General features: G+C 60.7%; 13 protein-coding genes. 11 read left to right on the forward strand and 2 right to left on the reverse strand.

Going from position 1 to position 21,283, the window contains the following annotated elements:
* Positions 1-3 precede the first annotated feature (3 nt).
* The 9 genes from F4U95_RS05080 (at position 4) to tnpC (ending at position 16,238) form a co-directional block, all read left to right on the forward strand.
* Positions 4-333 (forward strand): hypothetical protein, encoded by a 330-nt coding sequence (locus F4U95_RS05080; RefSeq protein WP_150424833.1) that lies wholly within the window; start codon positions 4-6, stop codon positions 331-333.
* Between the two features lie 80 nt (positions 334-413).
* Positions 414-3,743, forward strand: a complete 3,330-nt coding sequence (locus F4U95_RS05085) for an error-prone DNA polymerase (protein WP_150424834.1) — start codon at positions 414-416, stop codon at positions 3,741-3,743.
* Positions 3,744-4,088: 345 nt separating this feature from the next.
* Complete coding sequence (locus tag F4U95_RS05095) at positions 4,089-7,187, forward strand: anti-phage-associated DUF499 domain-containing protein (RefSeq protein WP_150424836.1); 3,099 nt, start codon at positions 4,089-4,091, stop codon at positions 7,185-7,187.
* A gap of 41 nt (positions 7,188-7,228) precedes the next feature.
* Positions 7,229-7,783 carry a DUF3780 domain-containing protein gene (locus tag F4U95_RS05100; RefSeq protein ID WP_150424837.1) on the forward strand — a complete coding sequence of 185 codons (555 nt, stop codon included), beginning with the start codon at positions 7,229-7,231 and terminating at the stop codon, positions 7,781-7,783.
* 5 nt (positions 7,784-7,788) lie between these two features.
* Positions 7,789-10,830 (forward strand): anti-phage-associated DUF1156 domain-containing protein, encoded by a 3,042-nt coding sequence (locus F4U95_RS05105; RefSeq protein WP_211363945.1) that lies wholly within the window; start codon positions 7,789-7,791, stop codon positions 10,828-10,830.
* 2 nt (positions 10,831-10,832) lie between these two features.
* Positions 10,833-13,646 (forward strand): phospholipase D-like domain-containing anti-phage protein, encoded by a 2,814-nt coding sequence (locus tag F4U95_RS05110; protein WP_150424839.1) that lies wholly within the window; start codon positions 10,833-10,835, stop codon positions 13,644-13,646.
* Positions 13,647-13,891: 245 nt separating this feature from the next.
* Positions 13,892-14,221 carry a transposase gene (locus tag F4U95_RS05115; protein WP_120250715.1) on the forward strand — a complete coding sequence of 110 codons (330 nt, stop codon included), beginning with the start codon at positions 13,892-13,894 and terminating at the stop codon, positions 14,219-14,221.
* Positions 14,218-14,565, forward strand: a complete 348-nt coding sequence (gene tnpB, locus F4U95_RS05120; protein WP_150424840.1) for an IS66 family insertion sequence element accessory protein TnpB — start codon at positions 14,218-14,220, stop codon at positions 14,563-14,565. The genes F4U95_RS05115 and tnpB overlap by 4 nt, the downstream gene beginning before the upstream one ends.
* A 59-nt stretch (positions 14,566-14,624) precedes the next feature.
* Positions 14,625-16,238: an IS66 family transposase gene (tnpC, locus tag F4U95_RS05125; protein WP_150424841.1), complete on the forward strand. Its 1,614-nt coding sequence runs from the start codon at positions 14,625-14,627 to the stop codon at positions 16,236-16,238.
* Positions 16,239-16,325: 87 nt separating this feature from the next.
* On the opposite strand, the gene F4U95_RS05130 is transcribed toward tnpC, so the two are convergent.
* Complete coding sequence (locus F4U95_RS05130; RefSeq protein ID WP_150424842.1) at positions 16,326-18,227, reverse strand: DUF262 domain-containing protein; 1,902 nt, start codon at positions 18,225-18,227, stop codon at positions 16,326-16,328.
* 467 nt (positions 18,228-18,694) lie between these two features.
* Here F4U95_RS05130 and F4U95_RS05135 point away from each other — a divergent pair, with 467 nt between their 5' ends.
* Positions 18,695-19,645, forward strand: a complete 951-nt coding sequence (locus tag F4U95_RS05135; protein WP_150424843.1) for a hypothetical protein — start codon at positions 18,695-18,697, stop codon at positions 19,643-19,645.
* Here the strand turns inward: F4U95_RS05135 and F4U95_RS05140 are convergent.
* Positions 19,626-20,768, reverse strand: a complete 1,143-nt coding sequence (locus F4U95_RS05140) for a hypothetical protein (RefSeq protein ID WP_150424844.1) — start codon at positions 20,766-20,768, stop codon at positions 19,626-19,628. The two genes, F4U95_RS05135 and F4U95_RS05140, sit on opposite strands and share 20 nt — an antisense overlap.
* Positions 20,769-20,897: 129 nt before the next feature.
* Here F4U95_RS05140 and F4U95_RS05145 point away from each other — a divergent pair, with 129 nt between their 5' ends.
* The gene (locus F4U95_RS05145) at positions 20,898-21,278 is read left to right on the forward strand and encodes a hypothetical protein (protein ID WP_150424845.1); all 381 of its coding nucleotides are present in this window, start codon (positions 20,898-20,900) and stop codon (positions 21,276-21,278) included.
* Positions 21,279-21,283: the final 5 nt, after the last annotated feature.

Below are 21,283 nucleotides of genomic sequence, written 5' to 3' on the forward strand. Positions count from 1 at the left end.
CGCATGGCCGACGATCACCATCCTGCTACGCCAGACGGCCGCTACTTCGTCGTGCGGGGCCGCCTATGGCGAAAGTCCGATCCCACACTCCCCCATGGCAAGCGCGAAGACCTGGTGAAGGAATTGATGGACGCACGCAGGGCGATCGGATCAGCCAAACGGGATGGCGACGGTGTCGCCGTGCTGGCATCGCGGGCTATCGTCGATCGCGTGAAGCGCGAGCTTGGCGAGCGCGGCCCGGTCTGGTGGCACGACGGTGCCCCCGACTACAACCGCCATATGGCGCGCAACACACCCTATGCGGAATGGTTCGCTCGCTGTTCGACTGATTGACTCCCAAGCCGGCCATGTGGGAACATAGAGGGAACATTTTTCCGAGTTCCTGAGCCTATGTTTCACTGTTGCGTCACCCCATGATCGAAGACGATCCCCTCCATGGGGCGCGATACGTCGAGCTGCAGACGACCACGCATTTCTCCTTTCTACGCGGCGCATCCAGTCCGGAGGAGCTGTTTTCCGCGGCAGCCGTGCTCGGCCTGCCGGCGCTGGGCGTGACCGATCGCAACAGCTTCGGCGGCGCGGTGCGAGCCTGGGACGCGCAGAAGGTCACGGGCGTTCGCGCCATCATCGGCTGCCGGCTCGATCTGGTCTGCGGCACGTCGCTGCTCGTCTATCCGACGGACCGCGAGGCCTATTCGCGGCTCTGCCGCCTGCTCAGCATCGGCAAGGGCAACGCCGGCAAAGGCGCCTGCCATCTCCACTGGTCCGACGTGGCGGACTGGGCCGATGGCATCATCGGCATCCTCGTCCCCGATCGTGCCGACGCCGCGACCGAGGAGGCGCTCGATCGGATGAACGCAATCTTCGGCGACCGGGCCTACATGGCGCTGACCATCCGGCGACGCCCCAAGGACGCCATCCGGCTTCGCGACCTCGCTGCGATGGCGGCGCAGGCCAAGGTGCCCACTGTCGCAACGGGCGATGTGCTATATCATTCTCCCGATCGGCGGATGCTTCAGGACGTGGTGAGCTGCATCAGGGAAAAATGCACGGTCGACACGCTGGGACGGCGGCGTGAGAGGTTTGCCGACCGGCATATGAAGAGCGGAGAGGAGATGGAGCGGCTCTTCCGCCGTTATCTAGGCGACGTCTCGCCGCTGCGACGGAGCGTGGATATCGCCCAGCGCTGCACCTTTGATCTCGGCCAGCTCACCTACACATATCCCGACGAGATTGGCGAAAGTGGACTGACTCCGCAGCAGGAGCTGGAACGGCTAACTTGGGAAAAGGCACCCAGCCGATATCCCAATGGTGTGCCCAACAATGTCCATCAGCAGCTGGAGCATGAACTCAAGCTCATCGGCGACCTCGCCTACGCGCCCTATTTCCTGACTGTCCACTCCATCGTCGCCTTCGCCCGGTCGAAGGACATCCTCTGCCAAGGGCGTGGGAGCGCCGCGAACAGCGCGGTGTGCTTCGTGCTGGGCATCACCTCCATCGACCCGGTGAAATCCGAATTGCTGTTCGAGCGCTTCGTGTCGGCCGAGCGGCGTGAGCCACCCGATATCGACGTGGATTTTGAACACGAGCGCCGGGAAGAGGTGATCCAGTGGATCTATGAGACCTATGGGCGTGAGCGTTCCGCACTGACGGCCGTCATCACCCGCTTTCGGGCGCGCGGTGCCGTGCGCGAGGTCGGCAAGGCGCTCGGCCTGACCGAGGATGTGGTGGCCGGGCTCGCCGGTCAGGTCTGGGGCTGGAGCCGTGAGGGCGTGGAGGCCAGGCACGCCGAGGAACTGAACCTCGACACCGCCGACCGCCGCCTCGCGCTGACGCTTGAACTGGCGAAGCAGTTGATCAACACGCCGCGCCACACATCGCAGCACCCCGGAGGGTTCGTGCTGACCCTGGGCCGGCTGGACGAACTGGTGCCTATCGAGCCGGCGGCCATGGCCAACCGGCAGATCATCGAATGGGATAAGGACGATATCGACGCCTTGGGCTTTATGAAGGTCGACGTCCTCGGTCTCGGCATGCTCGGCTGTATGCGCCGTGCCTTCGCGCTGCTGGAAGATGACAAGGGCATCGCCATGGACCTGGCGTCCATCCCGCACGACGATCCCGCCACCTTCCGGATGATTCAGAAGGCGGACACGCTCGGCGTCTTCCAGATCGAAAGCCGGGCGCAGATGGCGTCGCTGCCTCTGCACAAGCCGACCCGGTTCTACGATCTGGTGATCCAGGTGGCGATCGTGCGGCCCGGCCCGATCCAAGGGGACATGGTCCATCCGTATAGGCGGCGGCGCGCGGGGATCGAACCCGTCACCTATCCGACTGAGGAACTGCGGCGCGTTCTGGAGAAGACGCTGGGCGTGCCGTTATTTCAGGAACAAGCGATGCGCGTCGCGATTGAATGTGCCGGCTTCACCGCGAGCGAAGCCGACCTGCTCCGCCGCGCCATGGCCACCTTCAAACTCACCGGTGGCGTCTCTCATTTCCGGGACAAGCTGATCGACGGCATGATCGGGCGCGGATACGAACGCGATTTCGCTGAGCAGACCTTCAAGCAAATTGAGGGATTCGGCTCGTACGGCTTCCCGGAATCCCATGCCGCGTCGTTCGCCCTGATCGCCTACGCCTCGTCTTGGATGAAGTGCCATCACCCCGATGTCTTCGCGTGCGCCCTCCTCAACGCTCAGCCGATGGGCTTCTACGCTCCCGCCCAGATCGTGCGAGACGCCCGAGACCACGGCATCGAGGTCCGGCCCATCGACGTGAACCACAGCCGTTGGGACTGCACGCTCGAGCCAACCGATGGGCGATGGATGGCCCTGCGCATCGGGTTGCGATACGCCCGGGAACTCAGCAACCAGGATGGTGCGGCCATCGTGCTCGCCCGCGGTGACGAACCCTACACCAGCGTCGAGGAAATCCAGCGCCGTGCCGGCGTCAGCGGGCGTGCGCTCGACAGGATCGGCCACGCGCGCGGGTTCGGCTCGCTCAAGCTGTCGCGACGCGCCGGCCTTTGGGAGGTGAAGGGTCTGGGAACCGAGGCTCTGCCGCTGTTCGCCGCCGCCGACGAGCGCGCGGGCAAGCTGCGGCCGGAGGCGATCGAGCCGGAGGTGGTGCTGGCCCAGATGGCCGACGGTGAAGAAGTGGTCGAGGATTATCGGTCGGTCGGCCTGTCGCTGCGCGCCCATCCGCTTTCCTTCCTGCGGGAAGAGCTGACCGCCCGCAAGATGGTGACCTGCGCTGCCTTGAAGGACATCCGGGACGGCCGATGGATCAATCTCGCCGGTCTCGTCCTGCTCCGACAGAAGCCCGGATCGGCCAAGGGCACCATGTTCATCACGTTGGAGGACGAGACGGACGTCGCCAACCTCATCGTCTGGCCGAAGCTGTTCGAGGCGAGCCGCCGTATCGTGCTCGGCGCGCGCATGATGGGTCTGCGCGGCCAGGTTCAGAAGGAAGGCGACGTTATCCATGTCATCGCCCAGCGCCTGGAAGACCTGTCGCCGCTGCTCGACAACGTCGGCCGGCGCGGCGAGGTCGCCGACGTATATCAGGTGGCGCGCGCAGACATCGTGCGCAGCCCCATGGCGCCGGATCCTCGTGATCCCGCCAACCGGGCGATGGGCCACAGGCCCCGCGACATGTTCGATCCGGACCTGCGGCTGGGATCAGGGATCATACCCGGCCAGCCGGCTGCGGGCATCAAGGTTAGGACGCGGGATTTTCGATGACGCGCGCCCGCGGAGTGAAAAATGGCCGTAGCGCAACACGAACGTATGTAATTTCAATCTTTTTATAGTTCACTTGCCGAAATGAGGGTGTCTTCCTACAACCCGGAAAATGGGGGAAAATGCTGACATTCTCAGGATAGCTGGTGAAGCGCTCTACGGGCGTCAGTGGCAAACTCCACTTTCGCGTGATCTGAACGTATCAGATCGCACGATAAGAAACTGGGCAACCGGACACGGATGCCCTCAAGACCTTGAAGCAAGGCTGCTCCCTATCCTGCGCAAGCGCGGACAGAGCGTCGCCCACCTGATCTCCACCTTAGAAAACAAGTCGGACAGGAACTCCTGATGCTGCAGACCATCAACGACGCCTGCGAATTCAAGCAGGACGCAGTCAACTACGCTCTCTCCAAGCACGTCGAAGACATCAGCGACCTGGTGAACCACAGCGAATCTGAAGCCGAGGCTTTCTTCGACAAGACTTACATTACCGACGGCATGGCCCAGCTTCTCCGTCAGGGTCTGCAACGCCTTTCGGGTGGAAACGACCAAGCCGCCTTCGAACTACGTCAGGCAATGGGTGGCGGCAAGACGCACTCCATGCTGGCTCTTGGGTATATGGCCGCGAACCCCAAGGCAGCGGGTGCAGCTGGCGTCAGGATCACTGACGGCTTCACGCCGGAAAAGTCGAAAGTGGTGGTGGTCTCCGGCCGCAACATCGATCACGATCATTTCCTCTGGGGAACGATCGCTCAGCAACTCGGCAAGGGGGACGAATTCTCTCGCTTCTGGAGCAATGGTGCGCGCGCACCGAATGAAAGCGATTGGATCAATCTAATCGGTGACGCCTCGGTTCTGATCCTGATCGACGAACTTCCCCCTTACCTGGACAAGGCAGTTACAATCACCGTCGGGTCGGGCAATCTTGGCGACGTCACCTCCGCCGCGCTTTCCAACCTGTTGTCGGCAGCTATCAAGCTGCCGAAACTGTGCATAGTTCTTTCGACGCTGGTGGGTCAGTATAAGTCGAGCGGTGATCTTTCGCGCATCGTCTCCCAGATCACGAACGAAGCGCGCCGACAGGCGAAGCCGATCACTCCGGTCGAACTCGGCAGCGATGAGATTTATCACATCCTGCGGAAGCGTCTGATGGCGCGTGAGCCGGCGCCTGTGGTCGTCGAGAGCGTAGCCGAGGCGTATGGACGCGTGCTCGCCGATGCGGTGAAATCTAAAACCGTGGAGCGTGCCGCCGAGAAGATCGCCGACGAAGTCGCAGCGACATACCCGTTCCACCCCAGCCTCAAAACCGTCGTTGCGACGTTCAAGGAAAATGAGGGATTCCGGCAGACGCGCGGCTTGATGATGATCGCCGCGCTGATGATCCAGTCCGTTCAGAAGAGAAAAACGAACGACGTCTACCTGATCGGTCCACAGCACATCGATCTCGGTGATCGCGGCATCCGCGACATGATCAACAATATCTATGATCTCGACGCCGCCATCACCGTAGATATCGTCGATTCTGGATCAAGCGACGCCCATGCGCAGCTGATCGACGCCGATGCTGGCAACGACGCGGCCAGTCAGACGGCGCGATTGCTGCTGATGTCCTCATTGGCGGAATCCTCCGACGCCGTGAAAGGTCTGCAGCCTGCGGATCTGCTTTCCTTCCTCGTTGCCCCTCTGCGCGAAGAGAATGATTTCGTTGCGGCAGTCGAAGCTCTCACTTCGAAATGTTGGTATCTCCACAAGCGGGACAACGGCGCCTGGTATTTTTCCAAGAATGAAAACCTGACGAAGAAGATTGAAAATCTCGCCAGGAACGCCCCGCCGCATAAAATCGAGCAAAACCTAGCGAGCCGTCTTGAGGAAATCTTCTCGACACGCAAGCGCACGGCATACACGCGCGTGCTTGCGCTGCCGATGGTAGAGGAAGTGAATACACGGGGCGACCGTGCCCTTATCGTCCTGTCACCCGACGCGAAAATTCCGCCTGAAAAGGCTGCCAAGCTGTTCGAATCAACTAACGACAAGAACAACTTTGCCATCGTGAGTGGCGAAGGTCTCGATCTTGCATCGGTCGAGGAGAAGCTCCGCATCTCATATGCGATCGCGAAGGTGTTGGATCAGGAAGGCGCCGGCAGCCCAAATCGACCCGACCTTGAGAATCGCGCCAGCGATGCGGAGCTGGATGTTTATCAGACGATCGCGTCCACCCTCAACAAGATCTGGTATCCTGGACGGGACTCGACCGGCGAGCGGTTGCTGGGCGCAACCCTGAAACTGGATAACTTCCGCCGCGACGGTGCTGCTGGATACGACGGTGAAGCCGCCGTCGAAGCCGCCCTCACTGCCACAGGCAGCAAGAAGCTCATCCTCAATGTCGAAGAAAATTTCGACTCCCTCGCCGCTCGGGCTGAAGACATGCTCTGGCCCGCGAATAGCCGCACCACCACTTGGGGTGATATCCAGGACCGCGCGATCAGCAACGTTCGGTGGATCTGGCTGCCACGCACTGGATTGGAGGAGCTCAAGCGCCTCGCGATCTCCTACCACCGGTGGAAGGACAACGGCGCCGGCGGCCTTGAGAAAGGCCCGTTTCCGAAGGAGAAGACAAGCGTCGGCCTCACCGAAGGCGCCTATGACGAGTTGACTGGTACGGCGACACTGAACCTCGTCGCGAAGAACGCCGGTAAGGGTCGGATCTATTGGTCGACCTCTCCGGACGTTTCCACCCAGTCCGAACGGCTTGAAGGCTTCAAACTCGAAACCAGCGAAATGCGCCTGTATTTCCTCGCCGTTGATCCGCAAGGAGACCATGAAACTGGTGACGTCTTCGCATGGACGAACAAGTTGAACCTCACCCACGATCCCCGACCGATGGGAACAGGGTATGAGGTGGCGCTGTCAGTAGTTCCAGATGGCCAGATCCGTTGGAACACTGATGCGACCCTTGCACGGGAAGGCAAGGTCTATGGCGGTCCGATCCGCCTGGACGGTGACAAGGATGTCGTCATCTACGCCTATGCCGAGAACGCCGGCATCAGCACGACGAAGGAATTCAAGATTCCTCGTCGCGAAGGCGACGGTGCCAAGATCGACCGCGACCGTCCGGCCCGTGCCAAGAAGCTAGTCCAGGTCTCGACTACAGATCTCGTCTATGCCGCGATCTCGAAAGCCAAGGAAGCGAGGGCTCGTTTCCGCGGCGTCCTAGTCACTGTCGGTTCCGGTGGCCGCAATGTCACCACGAATTTCGGCGCCGAGGTCGAGGTCACCGCCGAAGCGATCGAGCGTCTGGCAAAATATGCGCGCACGGAACTTGGCGACGAGAACGCCGACGTCACCGTCTCGTGGAAAAGCGCCGATGTCGATCGTGCCGCAGATCTGGACGATCTGATGGCAGCGGTCGGCGAGACGCTCGCGACCACGGAAATAGAACAGGGTTGAGGCGGCGATCCCTTGTGGGATGAGCTTCAAAGGAAAAGTTTATGGCAAGCAGACCCAAGGCTGGATTCGGCATCCCGGAAAATGAGATCGATCCGCAGCACTTCATCGTGGACATCAGCGCTTCGGCGCGTGAACTGATCACGGTCACAGAAGACTATGGCATCTCAGGGCCTAAGTTCGACAGCGATGAGAATGTTCATGTCGATCAGGTCATTCGTTGTCGCATCGACGCTCGTCGCTGGCGGCAAGTGGCAACGCCTTTACGCAATGCTTTCAACGAACGGCTGAAGAGCCGTAAGTTCAAGCCGGGCCGATGGGAAGCCGGAAGGAATCGCGTCCATCGTCTTCTGGGCCGTGAAATGTGCGTCCTCCTATGGGCGATCGAGCGGTGCGACGAGGACAAAATCCCCGCAGCGATCAACGCTTGGACCGGTCTCCGCCCCGAAGAACGGTGGTGGCTGTATGCGATGGCCGCGCACAATTCCGGGAAGGCTGCCGACTACGACCGCGGATGGCGAAAGGCCATCCAATACGGACTTACTGAAGGATCCACGTTGCCGGACTCGAGCCGGTCGACGCTGCTGGACAGGCTATGAATATTATGACCACGCTCACGAATCCCACCGAAAGCACTATCGTGCCGTTCTCGATGGTGGCCACGCCATCCTTCATCGAGCGCGTATGGCCTGCCCAGAAGATCTCGAAAGAGTCGGAGGCGGAACGAAAGTCGGTATCCAGCCAGACGTTGACCGGCCTTGGCGGATACTGGAAGGGCCGGAAACCCCTAATCCTCAATCGTGCATGCATCCTGGGCGCCCTTCTGCCGGCGACCGAAGACGCGCAGGCTGATCTCGCCGTCTTCGAACGCCTCATGATGATGGATGACCACGGCTTCGTTCTTCGGGGCGGCGGACGGTCAGCAAGTGAATACGCTCGTCTCGCAATCACGCATGGCGTGTTCACGCCCGACGTGCTGGCGCAATATTTCGAGCGTCGCGTGGGCAGGCCCATGATCGTCGAACCTATCTCCTCGTTGGACATGGAGGCGATCGACGAAATCGGGCGCAACCTAGTGTGGGCAACGTCGCTGCGGGAAGACGGCTGGCGCGATGTCGCGGAAACCATTCTTGCGCACGTTCCCTATGAACAGAAGGTCGACGATACCGACCGCCCGGAGTATCTTGAAGCCGCAGGCTACGCCGGTGACGAGGTGACGTGGCAGATGGTGAACAGCCACCTTGGCACGTCTGCACAATCGATTCCTCAGCTCGTCGAGCAACTGGGTGTCATGCGCTTCGGTCGACTCCCGAAGATTGGCGACGCCTTCTCTGGGTCTGGCCAGATTCCCTACGAAGCACTTCGGACAGGGTGTGACAGCTTTGCTTCGGATCAGAATCCGATCGCCGCGTTGCTGACATGGTCTTCATTTGAGCTGGCCGGTTCGGCTCCTGATGAACTGGAAAAGGTCGTTCAACGGCTGGCGGGTATCGCACGCCAGGTCGAGACGGAGATGGTTCGTTACGAGACCAATAGCAGAGGCGATCGCATTAAGGCGCTCCTCTATTGCGTCGAGATTCGCTGTCCGGAAACAGGCTATCTCATTCCTCTGGCGCCGAATTGGACCATCAGCCCGAAGATGCGAACCGTGGGACGCCTTGTTGCGAACCACAGCGATCGCCGAATGGACATCGAAATCGTCACGAACGCCACTGATGCGGAAATGAAGGCGGCAGAGACGGGAACGGTCGACGGTGACTATGTCACCTACCAGCTAGATGGCGAGACTCATCGGTTCTCAATCTCCCGCAGCCGCGGTGACCGGCGTGATGGCGACATCAAGGGCAATCTGCTCAGGCGATGGAACTCTGACGAAATTGTCCCACGCGCCGACGACATTTTTGGGGAACGCCTTTACTGCATCCAGTGGGCGACGCGAGATACCTTGGAAGCTGCGCGGCAGACGGTCTATTATGCCGCCCCGTGCGCCGAGGATATGGAACGCGAAGACCTCGTGCAGTCCACGGTGGAAGCCAACTTGGCAGGTTGGCGTGCTGACGGACTGGTTCCTGACATGCCGATCGAGCCTGGGCTCAAAACCGATGATCCGATCCGCACGCGAGGATGGTCTGATTGGCTTCACTTGTTCAACCCTCGCCAAATTCTCGTTCTATCGAAGCTCCATGCCGCGATCAGAGCAAGCGATGATGCAGCTCGGCTCTATTTCTTCATGCCGCGAGCCCTCGACAATAATTCCCGACTGAACAGGTGGAAGCCTAGCCAAGGCGGCGGTTTGGGCGGCGTGGTTGGAACGTTCGACAATCAGGCGTTGAACACGCTCTTCAATTTCGCGGTCCGTGGGAGCATCGGCTTTCGTTCGCTTGTCGCCGGCCCTGCGCGGTCCCAGCAACTCAACGGGCCGCGTCGTGTCGAAACCGTTCCTGGCAATCGGGTCAGTGAACCGCGGGACATCTGGGTCACGGATCCGCCATACGGCGACGCGGTCGTCTACCATGAACTTACCGAGTTCTTCATTTCCTGGCTTCGCAAAAATCCCCCGGCGCCGTTTGATACGTGGACGTGGGATTCCCGTCGCCCACTCGCGATCCAAGGCGAAGGTGAGGATTTCCGTCGGAAGATGGTGGAGACCTATGGCAATCTGACAAAACTGATGCCCGACAATGGCATGCAGATCGTCATGTTCACACACCAGTCCGGATCGGTGTGGGCTGACCTCGCCCTCATCTTCTGGGGCGCCGGCCTTCAGGTGAGCGCCGCGTGGTATATCGCCACGGAGACCGGAAGCAACGCTCCTGGTAAGCGCGGCGTCGGCCTCGTGCAGGGAACGGTGATTCTGGTGCTCCGCAAGCGGAACGGCAACGTATCCGGTTACGAAGACGAGATCGTTCAGGACGTCCGCGCGGAAGTCGCACATCAGATCGACACGCTGTTCGGCTTGAACCAGTCTCTCAAGGGGGCTGGACGCATCGAAAACCTGTTCGAGGACGCCGATCTTCAGATGGCTGGCTACGCTGCGGCACTTCGCGTCCTGACCGGCTACACAAGCATCGACGGTAAGGACATGACAGCCGAAGCCCTGCGTCCACGCCGCAAGAATGAGGTTGGCTTCGTCGATCGCATGATCGATTATGCCGTGTCCGTGGCAAATGAACACATGGTTCCGGATGGACTTACTGCCCGGCTGTGGCAGCAGCTTTCCGGTCCTGAACGGTTCTACCTCAAGATGTTGAGCCTCGAATCCAACGGACTTACGAAACTGGACAACTACCAGAATTTCGCTCGCGCATTTCGCGTTGGCGATCACGGGGCGTTCATGGCAAGCAGTCGGCCGAATGAGGCGCGACTGAAAAACGCCATAGACTTCGGATCACGGACTGGTTTCGACATTCCGGAATTCGGAACCGGTCTCGTTCGCGCTGTTCTATTCGCGATCGAAGCGTTGCAGCGCGAACTTGAACCCGAGGTGGTGCTGCTCCAGCTTCGAGATATCGTCCCCGAATATTTCAAGCGACGGCAGGACATCGTCGAGATCGCGGAATATGTGTCCAGACAACGCGGTCGCGATCAGGAAGAAGGGCGCAATGCCGCAGTCTTGTCTAACCTCCTGCGAAACGAACGACTGTAATCATGGATCAGAAGCCCACCACTTCCAGCGTAACGAAATTCGCCGAAAGTGGCGGGCTGTCCCGCTTTTCGTCGCGACATGGTCGGCTGTCCCACGCCTATCTGGCGGATCGCCTTAGAGGCGCCGCAACCTATGACCGGATCGCAGGCTATTTCAGGTCGTCGATCTTCGAACTCGTGGGCGAGGAAATCGAAAGCATCGGAAAAATTCGCATCGTCGCGAATGCCGACCTCGACCTTGAAGATGTCGAGGCAGCGCAGAAAGTGCGGGACGCGAAGCTGTTTCAAAGGTTCGTGGAGGACGACATAATCGTTGACGCGGCACTGCACCGGGGGCGCTATGCCAAGCTGCACCAACTGCTCAGCTCCGGGAAAGTTGAAGTCCGTGTCGTGCCACGCACCATCGCCCCGTTCCTCCATGGCAAGGCTGGCGTCGTTACGGGGTCCGCCGGTTCCGTCGCGTTCATGGGATCAATCAACGAAACCAAGGCAGCCTGGGCCCATAACTATGAATTGGTGTGGGAGGACAGCTCTCCAGAAGGTGTTGCCTGGGTCCAAGCAGAATTTGATGAACTCTGGCAGGTCGGGAAGCCCTTACCGGAGGCTATCATCCGTGAAGTTGGTAGGCTGGCCGGTCGCCGCGAAGTCGAACTGATCGAGTTCGCCGATACACCGGCTGCGGTCGCTCCCGCAGCCTTGATCGAGACCCCGATATATCGGGATGGAGAATCCCTTCAACCCTGGCAGCGTGCGTTCGTCACGCAGTTTCTCTCACACCGCGCGACCTACGGCAAAGCCAGAGTGTTGCTGGCGGACGAAGTAGGCGTAGGCAAGACATTGTCACTTGCGGCTTCGGCACTCTTGTCTGTGCTTCTCAACGACGGGCCGGTTCTAATACTTGTGCCGTCGACGCTGACCGAGCAGTGGCAGATTGAGCTTCTTGACCGTCTCGCCATACCCGTCGCGCGTTGGCACAGCACACGAAAATGTTGGATTGATCCCGCCGGCCGTTCCATCAAAGGGGCTGGCGCCCAAGACGTCTGCCGGTGCCCATATGCAATCGGGATCGTCTCCACTGGCCTTATCGTTCATGGAATGGACCGACATGGGGAGCCTCGATCTGGCAGCGAAGCAGAGCACCTGCTCCGTCAGAAATTTGGTATGGTCATCCTAGACGAGGCGCATAAGGCTCGCGGATCTGAGCCAATCGGGTCATCATCTCGCATCCCGAACAATCTTCTGAAGTTCATCGGCAAGGTAGCAACCCGCTCGCGTCACCTTCTTCTGTCGACGGCGACCCCTATCCAGACGAGCGAAGACGATCTCTGGGACCTTCTGCAGGCGCTCAATCAAGACGCCGGCTTTGTGCTGGGAACAGCATTCTCCCCATGGAACAATCCGAGCAATGTGCTGCCCTACCTCAAGGGCGAGAAGAAGGTCGCAGATCTCCGGGAAGGTTGGCAGTTATTGACCAACCCGTTGCCTCCGGTCGGCGATGATGATCTTCTGGCTGATATTAGGGACACATTGAACCTGAAGCCCAATGAGTGGACGACGATGAAGTTCGCCTCCGATATGGGCAATCCCGTCATTGAAGCTAAGGCCGAGATCGAACTGACGGCCACCCCTGGCGGTATCGGATACTTTCAACGCGACAATCCACTCCTTCGGCACGTCGTCCTGAGGAAACGACGGGATCTGGAACGACTGAACCTCATACCCGTCCTGCCGGTCGACGTTCATCCCAATCCGGATTCACCTCCGCCCACCCATCTGTTCGATGGGTTGAGCCTTTATACTTCAGACGCATTTGATACGGCATATAAGGCGGTCGGTGCTTTCACGAAGGCATATGCCAAACGAGATAAGCCCGCAGGGTTCATGCGCACGCTGCTCCTCCAGCGACTCTGCTCGAGCCAAGCGTCAGCGATTGCCACCGCCCGCGCTCTGCTGGGCGACGGGGAGTTGGACGACGAGGTTCAGGAAGAACTCGACCAGAATGTTTTCGACGCCAGACAGGATGAACGCACCCACCTCCGAACGATCATCGACGCTCTTGACGGTGGAGACGATCCGAAGCTGAAGGCAGTCCGGTATTACCTCGACGATCATCGCTCTGCCAAAAGTTCATGGCGCGAAATGGGATCGATCATTTTCAGCCAGTATTACGATACCGCAGCATGGATAGCAGGCGCACTGAGCTCCACATATCCTGAACAGGTAATCGCGCTCTACGCCGGGTCTGGAAAGTCACGCTTGCTTGTGGGCGGTGTGGCTACATCCGTGGAACGTGCGCAGATAAAGAAGCTAGTTGCTCACCGAGAGGTGAAGCTGGTCGTTGCGACTGACGCAGCATGCGAAGGGCTGAATTTGCAGACTTTGGGAACGCTGATCAACGTCGATCTGCCTTGGAATCCATCCCGGCTCGAACAGCGCATCGGCCGTATCAAAAGGTTCGGTCAGACGAGGGAACGGGTCGACATGGCGAACCTGACTTACGCTGGCACGATCGACGAACAGGTCTACAAGGTCTTGTCAGACCGCCTGCGGGTGTCGAGCGACATCTTTGGAACGATGCCGGAGACGATCGATGCCGATTGGATCGACGACCTGGAGAACCTCGAACGTCGGTTGCGCGAATACACCGTGCCCAGGAAGCGCTTCGATCCATTTGAGCAGCGATATAGCGCTGATTTGTTGGGTCGCGATGAGCAGCGGTGGGAAGAAGTGAGCGCTGTCTTCGCTCGTAGCGACGTCGAACGCGCGCTCACGGCGTCATGGGCCACTCCGCGCGGCCGACCTTGTAAGCCAGCGTAGCGTCACTTCACCGCCTACCCGCTCCGCGGCCACGGCGCCCAATGACGCGGTCGATGAGACGTCAGCACACTTCTTGGAAACGCACGTGTGATCGCGTGTGCGCGCGAACCACAACCGCTTGAAGATCGATCCGACAGAAATTCGACGTATCGCTCCGGTGAGGGCCGCCTTGCGGTGATCGGCTGATATTTCGAGATGGCACCGGTGCAAGCGCTGGTGTTTGCACCGGTACTAGGGACGGTGCGATGAGTCAGATCACGGTAATTTCAGGCCCGGAGCGGCGGCGGGTATGGACCGACCAGCAGAAGCGTGAGTTGGTCGCGGCTGTTTCGGCGCCCGGGGCGAACGTGGCGGAGATTGCCCGCCGTGCTGATCTACGACCGAACCAGATCTACAGATGGCGGCGACAGATGGGTCAGGCAGCGCAGGGCTTTGCCGAGGTGCAGGTGCAGCCCGATCCAGTGCCGGTGATCGGATCGGCGATCATCGTGGAGTTCGAGCGGGCGATCGTACGCATCCCCGCTGGCGCATCACCTGGGTTGGTGTCGGCAGTGCTGCGGTCGGTCAAGCCGTGATCCCAGTTCCCTCCGGCGTCCGGATATGGATCGCGACCGGGCATACCGATATGAGGAAGGGCATGCGATCCCTGGCCCTGCAGATACAGCAGAGCTTCAGGCGGGATCCCCATGCCGGTGATCTTTATGTCTTCCGAGGGCGCCGTGGCGACCTGTGCAAGATCCTGTGGCATGATGGCATTGGCATGTCGCTCTATGCCAAGCGCCTGGAGCGCGGGAAGTATATCTGGCCATCGGCTGTAAACGGGGTAATTGCCATCTCTGCCTCCCAGTTGGCTTGCATGCTGGAGGCGATCGACTGGCGTAATCCGCAAGCAACCTGGCGGCCGACACTAGCCGGATAATCGATGTCGGGAGGCTAAAAAGCTAGAGATTCCGGTGCTTTTCTGCTATGCCTTTGGGCATGGGTGACGCGGCGCAAGCAGAGATCCAGAGCCTTCGCGCGCAGCTTGCCGCAGCCCAGGCTGTCGCCGCTGAAGTCGCCCGCATAAAGGCGATCAACGCGGACCTGGAAGCCCGCAACGCCCTTCTCCAACTGCAAAACGAGAAGATGCGCCGCACCCTTTTTGGTCAGCGATCCGAACGCACGCGCCATCTGCTCGACCAGATGGAGCTGACGTTCGAGGAGTGCGAGACCGCTGCCAGCGAAGACGAGGCGTTGGCCGCGTTGGCGGCAGCGAAGACCAATGTCGCGCCGTTCGAGCGCAAGCGGCCCGCGCGCAAGCCCTTGCCCGAACATCTGCCACGCGAGCGCGTTGTCATCGCTGCGCCCGAGGCCTGCCCCTGCTGCGGCTCGGATCGGCTGTGCAAGCTGGGTGAGGATATCACCGAGACACTTGAGGTCGTGCCGCGCCAGTGGAAGGTGATCCAGACTGTGCGGGAGAAGTTCTCCTGCCGGGATTGTGAGAAGATCACCCAACCGCCAGCGCCGTTCCATGTGACGCCCCGCGGGCTATTTGGCCCCAGCTTCCTGGCGATGCTGTTGTTCGAGAAGTTCGGCGCGCATCAACCGCTCAACCGCCAGCGCGATCGCTATGCCCGTGAGGGCGTGGAACTGAGCCTTTCGACCCTGGCCGATCAGGTCGGCACCTGCACCGCTGCGCTGATGCCGCTCTATTTGTTGATCGAGGCGCATGTCCTGGCCGCAGAGCGGCTGCATGGCGATGATACGACAGTGCCAGTGCTGGCCAAGACCAAGACCGATACGGGCCGGATCTGGACCTATGTTCGGGATGATCGACCTTTTGGCGGACCGGCACCGCTCGCAGCGATCTTCCATTATTCCCGCGACCGGCGGGGCGAGCATCCTGTGGGCCATCTGCGCGGTTGGAGAGGCATTCTTCAGGCTGATGCCTATGCCGGCTATAATGCCCTGTTCCATGGCGACCGCCTGCCGGCGCCGCTGACCCGCGCCCTTTGCTGGAGTCACGCGCGCCGCTATTTCTTCGAGCTGGCCGATGTCGCTGCGCAACTCAAGAAGCGCCGCAAAAAGGCCGTCATCTCGCCGTTGGCAGTGGAGGCGGTCCGCCGCATCGATGTGATCTTCGACATTGAGCGCGCTATCAACGGCAAGCCGGCACAGGAGCGCCTCGCCCTTCGGCAGGAACTCAGCGCACCGCTGGTTGCCGATCTGGAAGAATGGATGCGCGACAACCGGTCAAAGCTATCGAAGAACAGCGATGTGGCCGAGGCCATGGATTACATGCTCAAGGCATGGCCCGCCTTCACCGCGTTCCTCGATGACGGCCGCATCTGCCTCTCGAACAACGCGGCGGAACGCGCGCTCAGAGGCATAGCCCTTGGAAGAAAATCGTGGCTCTTCGCTGGTTCAGATCGTGGTGGCCAGCGCACCGCCTTCATGCTGAGCCTCATTGGCACGGCGAAGCTCAACGACATCGATCCCCAGGCCTGGCTCGCCGATGTTCTCACGCAGATCGCAGACATCCCACAGAACCGTCTCCACGAACTGCTGCCCTGGAACTGGCGCGCAAAAGACGATCAACGCAAAGCCGCCTGATCCGCGGTTCTCACCGGATGCTTACAATTCGACAGCCTTAGCCAGTCCCCGAATTCCGCACAAAAGAAGGCTGATTACCTTGACTCGTCAGACTGCGTCGAGGGCTGGCCAGATCTCAACGGCAAGCGATGCAAGGTGCTCGCTACGCTCCTCGATCTGTGCCTCCGCCCAATCTGTGCGGCCAACGAACCACTTGTTCAGGAACAGACCTGTGTGCTCGGCGAATTTCGCGCGCTTTTCGGTGAAGCTGCGATTGCCGGCGGATATGTTCAAGCCGCCGGTGATCAGCGTGAGGTTCCCCAGCGAGTTGGCCGCAGCTTCCCGGGCGATCGCTTCGGGGAAGCCGCTATAGGGAGCAAAATATCCATCTTCCGGGAAAGGCCATTCCTCGGTCCACGTCTGCGGGAGAACATGCTCGACCCACAGCCCCGCCGGTCGTTCGGGCTTCTCCGCAAAGTTTGATCGAGATGCTTTCTCTAGTTCCCATAAAATATCGACAAGCCTGGGCTGCGGCGAGATCGAATAGGCATTCTTCGACACGATTCCCGACCGAAGCTCGCGATCCCCGGGAAACCGGATGCTTGCACCATCGCGCCCCTCGAAAAAACGCCTGAAGGTCTCAAGCGTGGCACCCTCCTCATGGAAGCGGGTCGCCAGCCCCTGGAAGACGTTGTTGAGATTCTTCGTCGTGAGATCGCAGAGAGCGCGTCTTACGATATACGAATAGAGCAGCCGGGTAACCACTTCGCGGGTCTGCTTCGTCACCCCGTCAGCACCCAACTGCATGGCGACAGGATAGACCGTCGTCGTCTGCCAAGCGGCCATCTTGCGTCCGAACCAGAGGAGATCAGTATCCTCCGACCTACGCCCCTCAAGCGTCTCGTAGAGCGGTGCGTAGTGTTCCAGAAGTCTCAGTTCGTCTTCGACGTCGTCGAAACGCGGCCGCCCCTTGGGGACCGCGAAGGTACGATATTCCGCGTAGAGCTCGCGCATCGAGATCTTGCCGCCCGTCTCCGCCGCAAGCGTGTGGGCGAGGAAGTGGTCGATCCGAGGCCTAGTGGGCCTAGCGTTGGGAGCCGGCTCACGCCACCACGCGTCATCGAGCGGATCCCACAGCTTCCGGTAAAGGTCCTCAACTTGCGCACCCTGCTTCTCCGCACGGTGAAAAATGTTGTTGCGCACCAGATCCATCGCCAGCAGCGGCTCGCCCTTCGAGTTGAGCGTCTCGAAGATCACTTGCGCATCGTCGTTCTCGCCCAAACTGATGACGACGAGCTTCAGCCGGTCCAGAACGGCGTTCAGCAAAGCCTCGAGGCGGTCCGACGCGAGTTCAGCATCATCCTGATCGTCTCCGACTTGCACTTCGGCGTTCTCATCCTCTTCGGGCGGAGCGGCGTCGCTCGGACCATTCAGCAGGAACTCCTCAATCCATTTCGTGAAGAGGAAGTATGCACGGAACGCTGGAAACTGGGTATTCTTCGGAACGGTCGTCCCCCAGAACAGCATCCTATATTTCGAGACGACGGCCCCGTAGTCCAGGTCCATCAGGTCATGAAAGAGCGCCCGATCTGAAGGAGTCGGGGTCAGCTTGAAGCGAGTAAGCGGATCGGTGTCCTTGCTCTTCGTGTTATTGAAGAGATACCCATTCACATGGTCGATGAAGTCGGCAAACTCGTGCCGCCGGGCGACTTCTCGAAGGGCTACAAGGAAAAGCTGAAACGTGGTCAGGCGCTGCTGCCCGTCGACCACCTGCACCACCGGCGTCTTGCTGATCTGCGAACCGATGTCGACGGGCGCGATGATAAGGGCGCCCATGTAGTGCTCGAACCGGCTCTCACCGGCAAGAACCTCCGCTGCCTTGGCCTGCACGTCCTCCCAGAACGGTAGAAGACGGTGTTCCGCCCATTGATACTTCCGCTGATACAAAGGAACGATGAACCGACGGTCCTCCTTGAGGACGGATTCCACCTTGTGGTCGTCGGCATCCATGGGAATTTCAACTCCTGCTCAATTCATTCTTCTATGACTTCGCACGGCACGTTTGACGAGAGCGAAATCTGACTGGTTATAAGGGTCGCGGTTGCCGCCTCGACAAGTTTCGGGATAGCTCCAAATCTCCTTCGGCGCGCCATTCGTCGACCACCTTGGCGCTGCTTGCTAGCGCAGCCTTGGCCGCCTGCACCCTTACACGTGCCGCTTTCAGCGCGGAGTCGCCAGATGCGACCAGCTCGCGCAAGGAGCTTGCATGATACTTCTTAGAAGCGCGCGCATGATCGCGTGCTCGCGCACGCGCGCGAGTCACGACCGCTCGTAAGGCAATTCGCCAGCGGATCGACAGCAACAAGCAGCCTCGGGAATCCGCACAGATACACACGCGATCGCGCCCGTGGCGTCCGCGCACGCTCGCGCCGCCCAACTGCCTCTCCACCGGAATGGACTTCGAAATGGAGTGACCTATGGAAAATGAGATTGACCTGACCGGCGTCGATCCGGCCCGCTGGCCTGAGATCCGACGCCGCGTCGCCATCCTTGACGAGTATGTGAAGCTGTGGCGCCCCGCGGAAGCAGTCCGCAAGGAATACGCCAAGCGCATGGGTGTGGCGCTGTCGACCTTCATGGCCATCGCGCGCATCTGGCGCGAGAACCGGTCGGCATCCGCCTTACCGGGCGCGCGCGCGAGCAACAGCCTACCCACCGCCCGCCGGATCGACCCCATGTCAGTGGAGATCATGCAGCAGGCGATCGCTGACATCGGGCCGTCGTCGCGCCGCGTGGACGTGCTGAAGGAGGTGGAACGTCGCTGCATCGCCGCCGGCGTCACCAAGCCTTCGAATTCGACGATCACCAACCTGCTGGACAAGATGCGGGCGGCGGCGAACGCGACGACCGAATTCGCCCCCGAGATCCTCATCGACGAGTGCGCTGTGAAGCTGCCCGCCGTCCACGGCGGCGACATATACATGCCGCATGTACTCGTCGCGGTGGCTCTGCCACAGGGGACGATTGTCGCCGCCGATATCGGCGACGGGCCGGACGATCCGCCTTCGGTCGCGCGCCTCGCCGAACGTCTGGAGGCAGCCTTTCCAGGGACCGGGGTTGGTCTGCCCATTCGTGCGCCCCACCTCGATTCGATGGAGCGGGCGGTGATCGGCGCCACCGACGCAGCCAATCCGACGCTCCGCCGGGTGCTCGGCGCCCAGCTGGACGGTCTGGGACTGGTCTACCAGGAGTCGAAGGCGCGTCCCACAACCGCGCTCGTGCGGTCGAGGAACAGCTCGACCCTCAGCAAGGACGATGTGCACCGCGCGATCTGGTCGGCCATCGAAGCCCACAATGCCGCGCGTCCAGCGCTTCCGGGGTTCGCATCGGTCGGTGCCGACAGCGGATTCACTCCTGCCGGGCGATGAACTTCAGGATTCGCATTGTGATCGGGGCTGGTCTATCGGCACCGTCCGCCACGCTCTGCGCCATCACCTCGGCATTGTGCTTCGCGACCTCGACCTCGATCGCCGTAGTGGCCTCCGCATCCGTGTGGGTCAGGCTGCCATCCGCGATCTCATCCGTGTCCGTCCGGGCTGGCCAGATCCTGAGATCGCCGATCGTCGTCCCGGCGACGATGCGTAGGTAACGACCGTAGCGCCGTGGACCGATGATCAGTTCGAAGGGAATGCCCTTCTCAGCGGAACGGAAGTCCGATCGCGCTTCCTGCCACGCCGGTTCGTCGTCACCGATGATGACGTCGACGCGCTCGGACTTGTCGGCCCATGGCATTCCAGGAATCTCGTTCCGGTTGATCCGGTCAAGAGCGTCGGCCGCGGCCCGGCGATATGCACCCCTGCTGTCGCGCACATCGCCCACGCTGAAACCGAGGATGAACCGTGCCGTCCTGTCCACGACCGCGAAGACGACGTGGTGCCGGCCGTCAGGCCGGACAAGGTTGCATGCCACGGCGTCGAGACCTGGCCGCAACCCGACCAGCTCCTCGGCACGGAGGCGACGCTTCTCACGCTCGATCATCGTGCGGAGCGTGTTGAGGTGGGGGAGCTTCATTCCCTCAAGTGACGGATCGACCTGAATCAGCCCGGCGATGGCTCCCACCTTCATTTTAGAATTGGCACCGACGATGCGTGGCAGCAGCGCCTGGATGCGATTGACCGCCTCCCCGCTCAAGCGCGGCCCTTTGCGCCCCGGCTTCTTCACATAAGTGCCGAGCGACGCGAGCGTCGGATCCGCCCGCCACGCGGACGCGATTTCATAGAATCGACTGACGGCGACGTCGGCTTGCTCAGCGGCTTCAGCAGCTGTGAGTTCGCCCGGCTCTTCAGTCCAGCGCCTTAGAACCGCAATCCGCTGTAACGCCGCCTCCCGACGATCGGACGCCATGCCGGCCCATAGGGTGAGTTCGTCCGCATTCGGCGCGCGACCAAGCGCAGGCCGCAGTTCCCCATCTGGATCGAGCTTGGCTTCATCGGCTTCCATCGCCTGCGCGGCGGCGGCGCGATCGCCGGAATCATCTTCGGGACTGGTCATATCGAGGGCATATTAGGCGCCCATAATTAATACAACATAAATCCATACTGGTCATTGTATCGTAACTCATACAGCATATATCCGTAATTACTACCGAACAATCTCGTAATCGGTGATATGGGAGTATGTATGAGCGAACTCAAGAACCTGTCCGAAAGCCCCGAAGCTGAAATGCGCCGTTCGACGTGGCAGCGCGTGCGCATGCATCGCATCGGTGATCGCCACCTCGACACCGTCGAGCTGACCGTCGTCCTCAAGGACAAGGCCAAGCAGCGGGAGGCTTTGCGCCGCCGCGCCATCTGCAAGCTGATGGATTACTACAGCATCCCCAACACGGCGAGCGCTATCGCCGCTGCGATCGAGCGCCTCTGGACGCCTCGCGTATACAGCGACCTCGGCGCTCCTCCTCATCCGTCCACAATCGTCCGTTGGCGGAAGCTCGCCGGACCGGGTGCCAACAATCTCGCCAACCTCATGAGCGTGCGCCGTCAGCGCCGCGGTTCGAACTGAGGGAG

Origin of the sequence: Sphingobium limneticum (genome assembly GCF_008710165.1) — a bacterium.
Classification (GTDB): Bacteria; Pseudomonadota; Alphaproteobacteria; order Sphingomonadales; family Sphingomonadaceae; genus Sphingobium; species Sphingobium limneticum.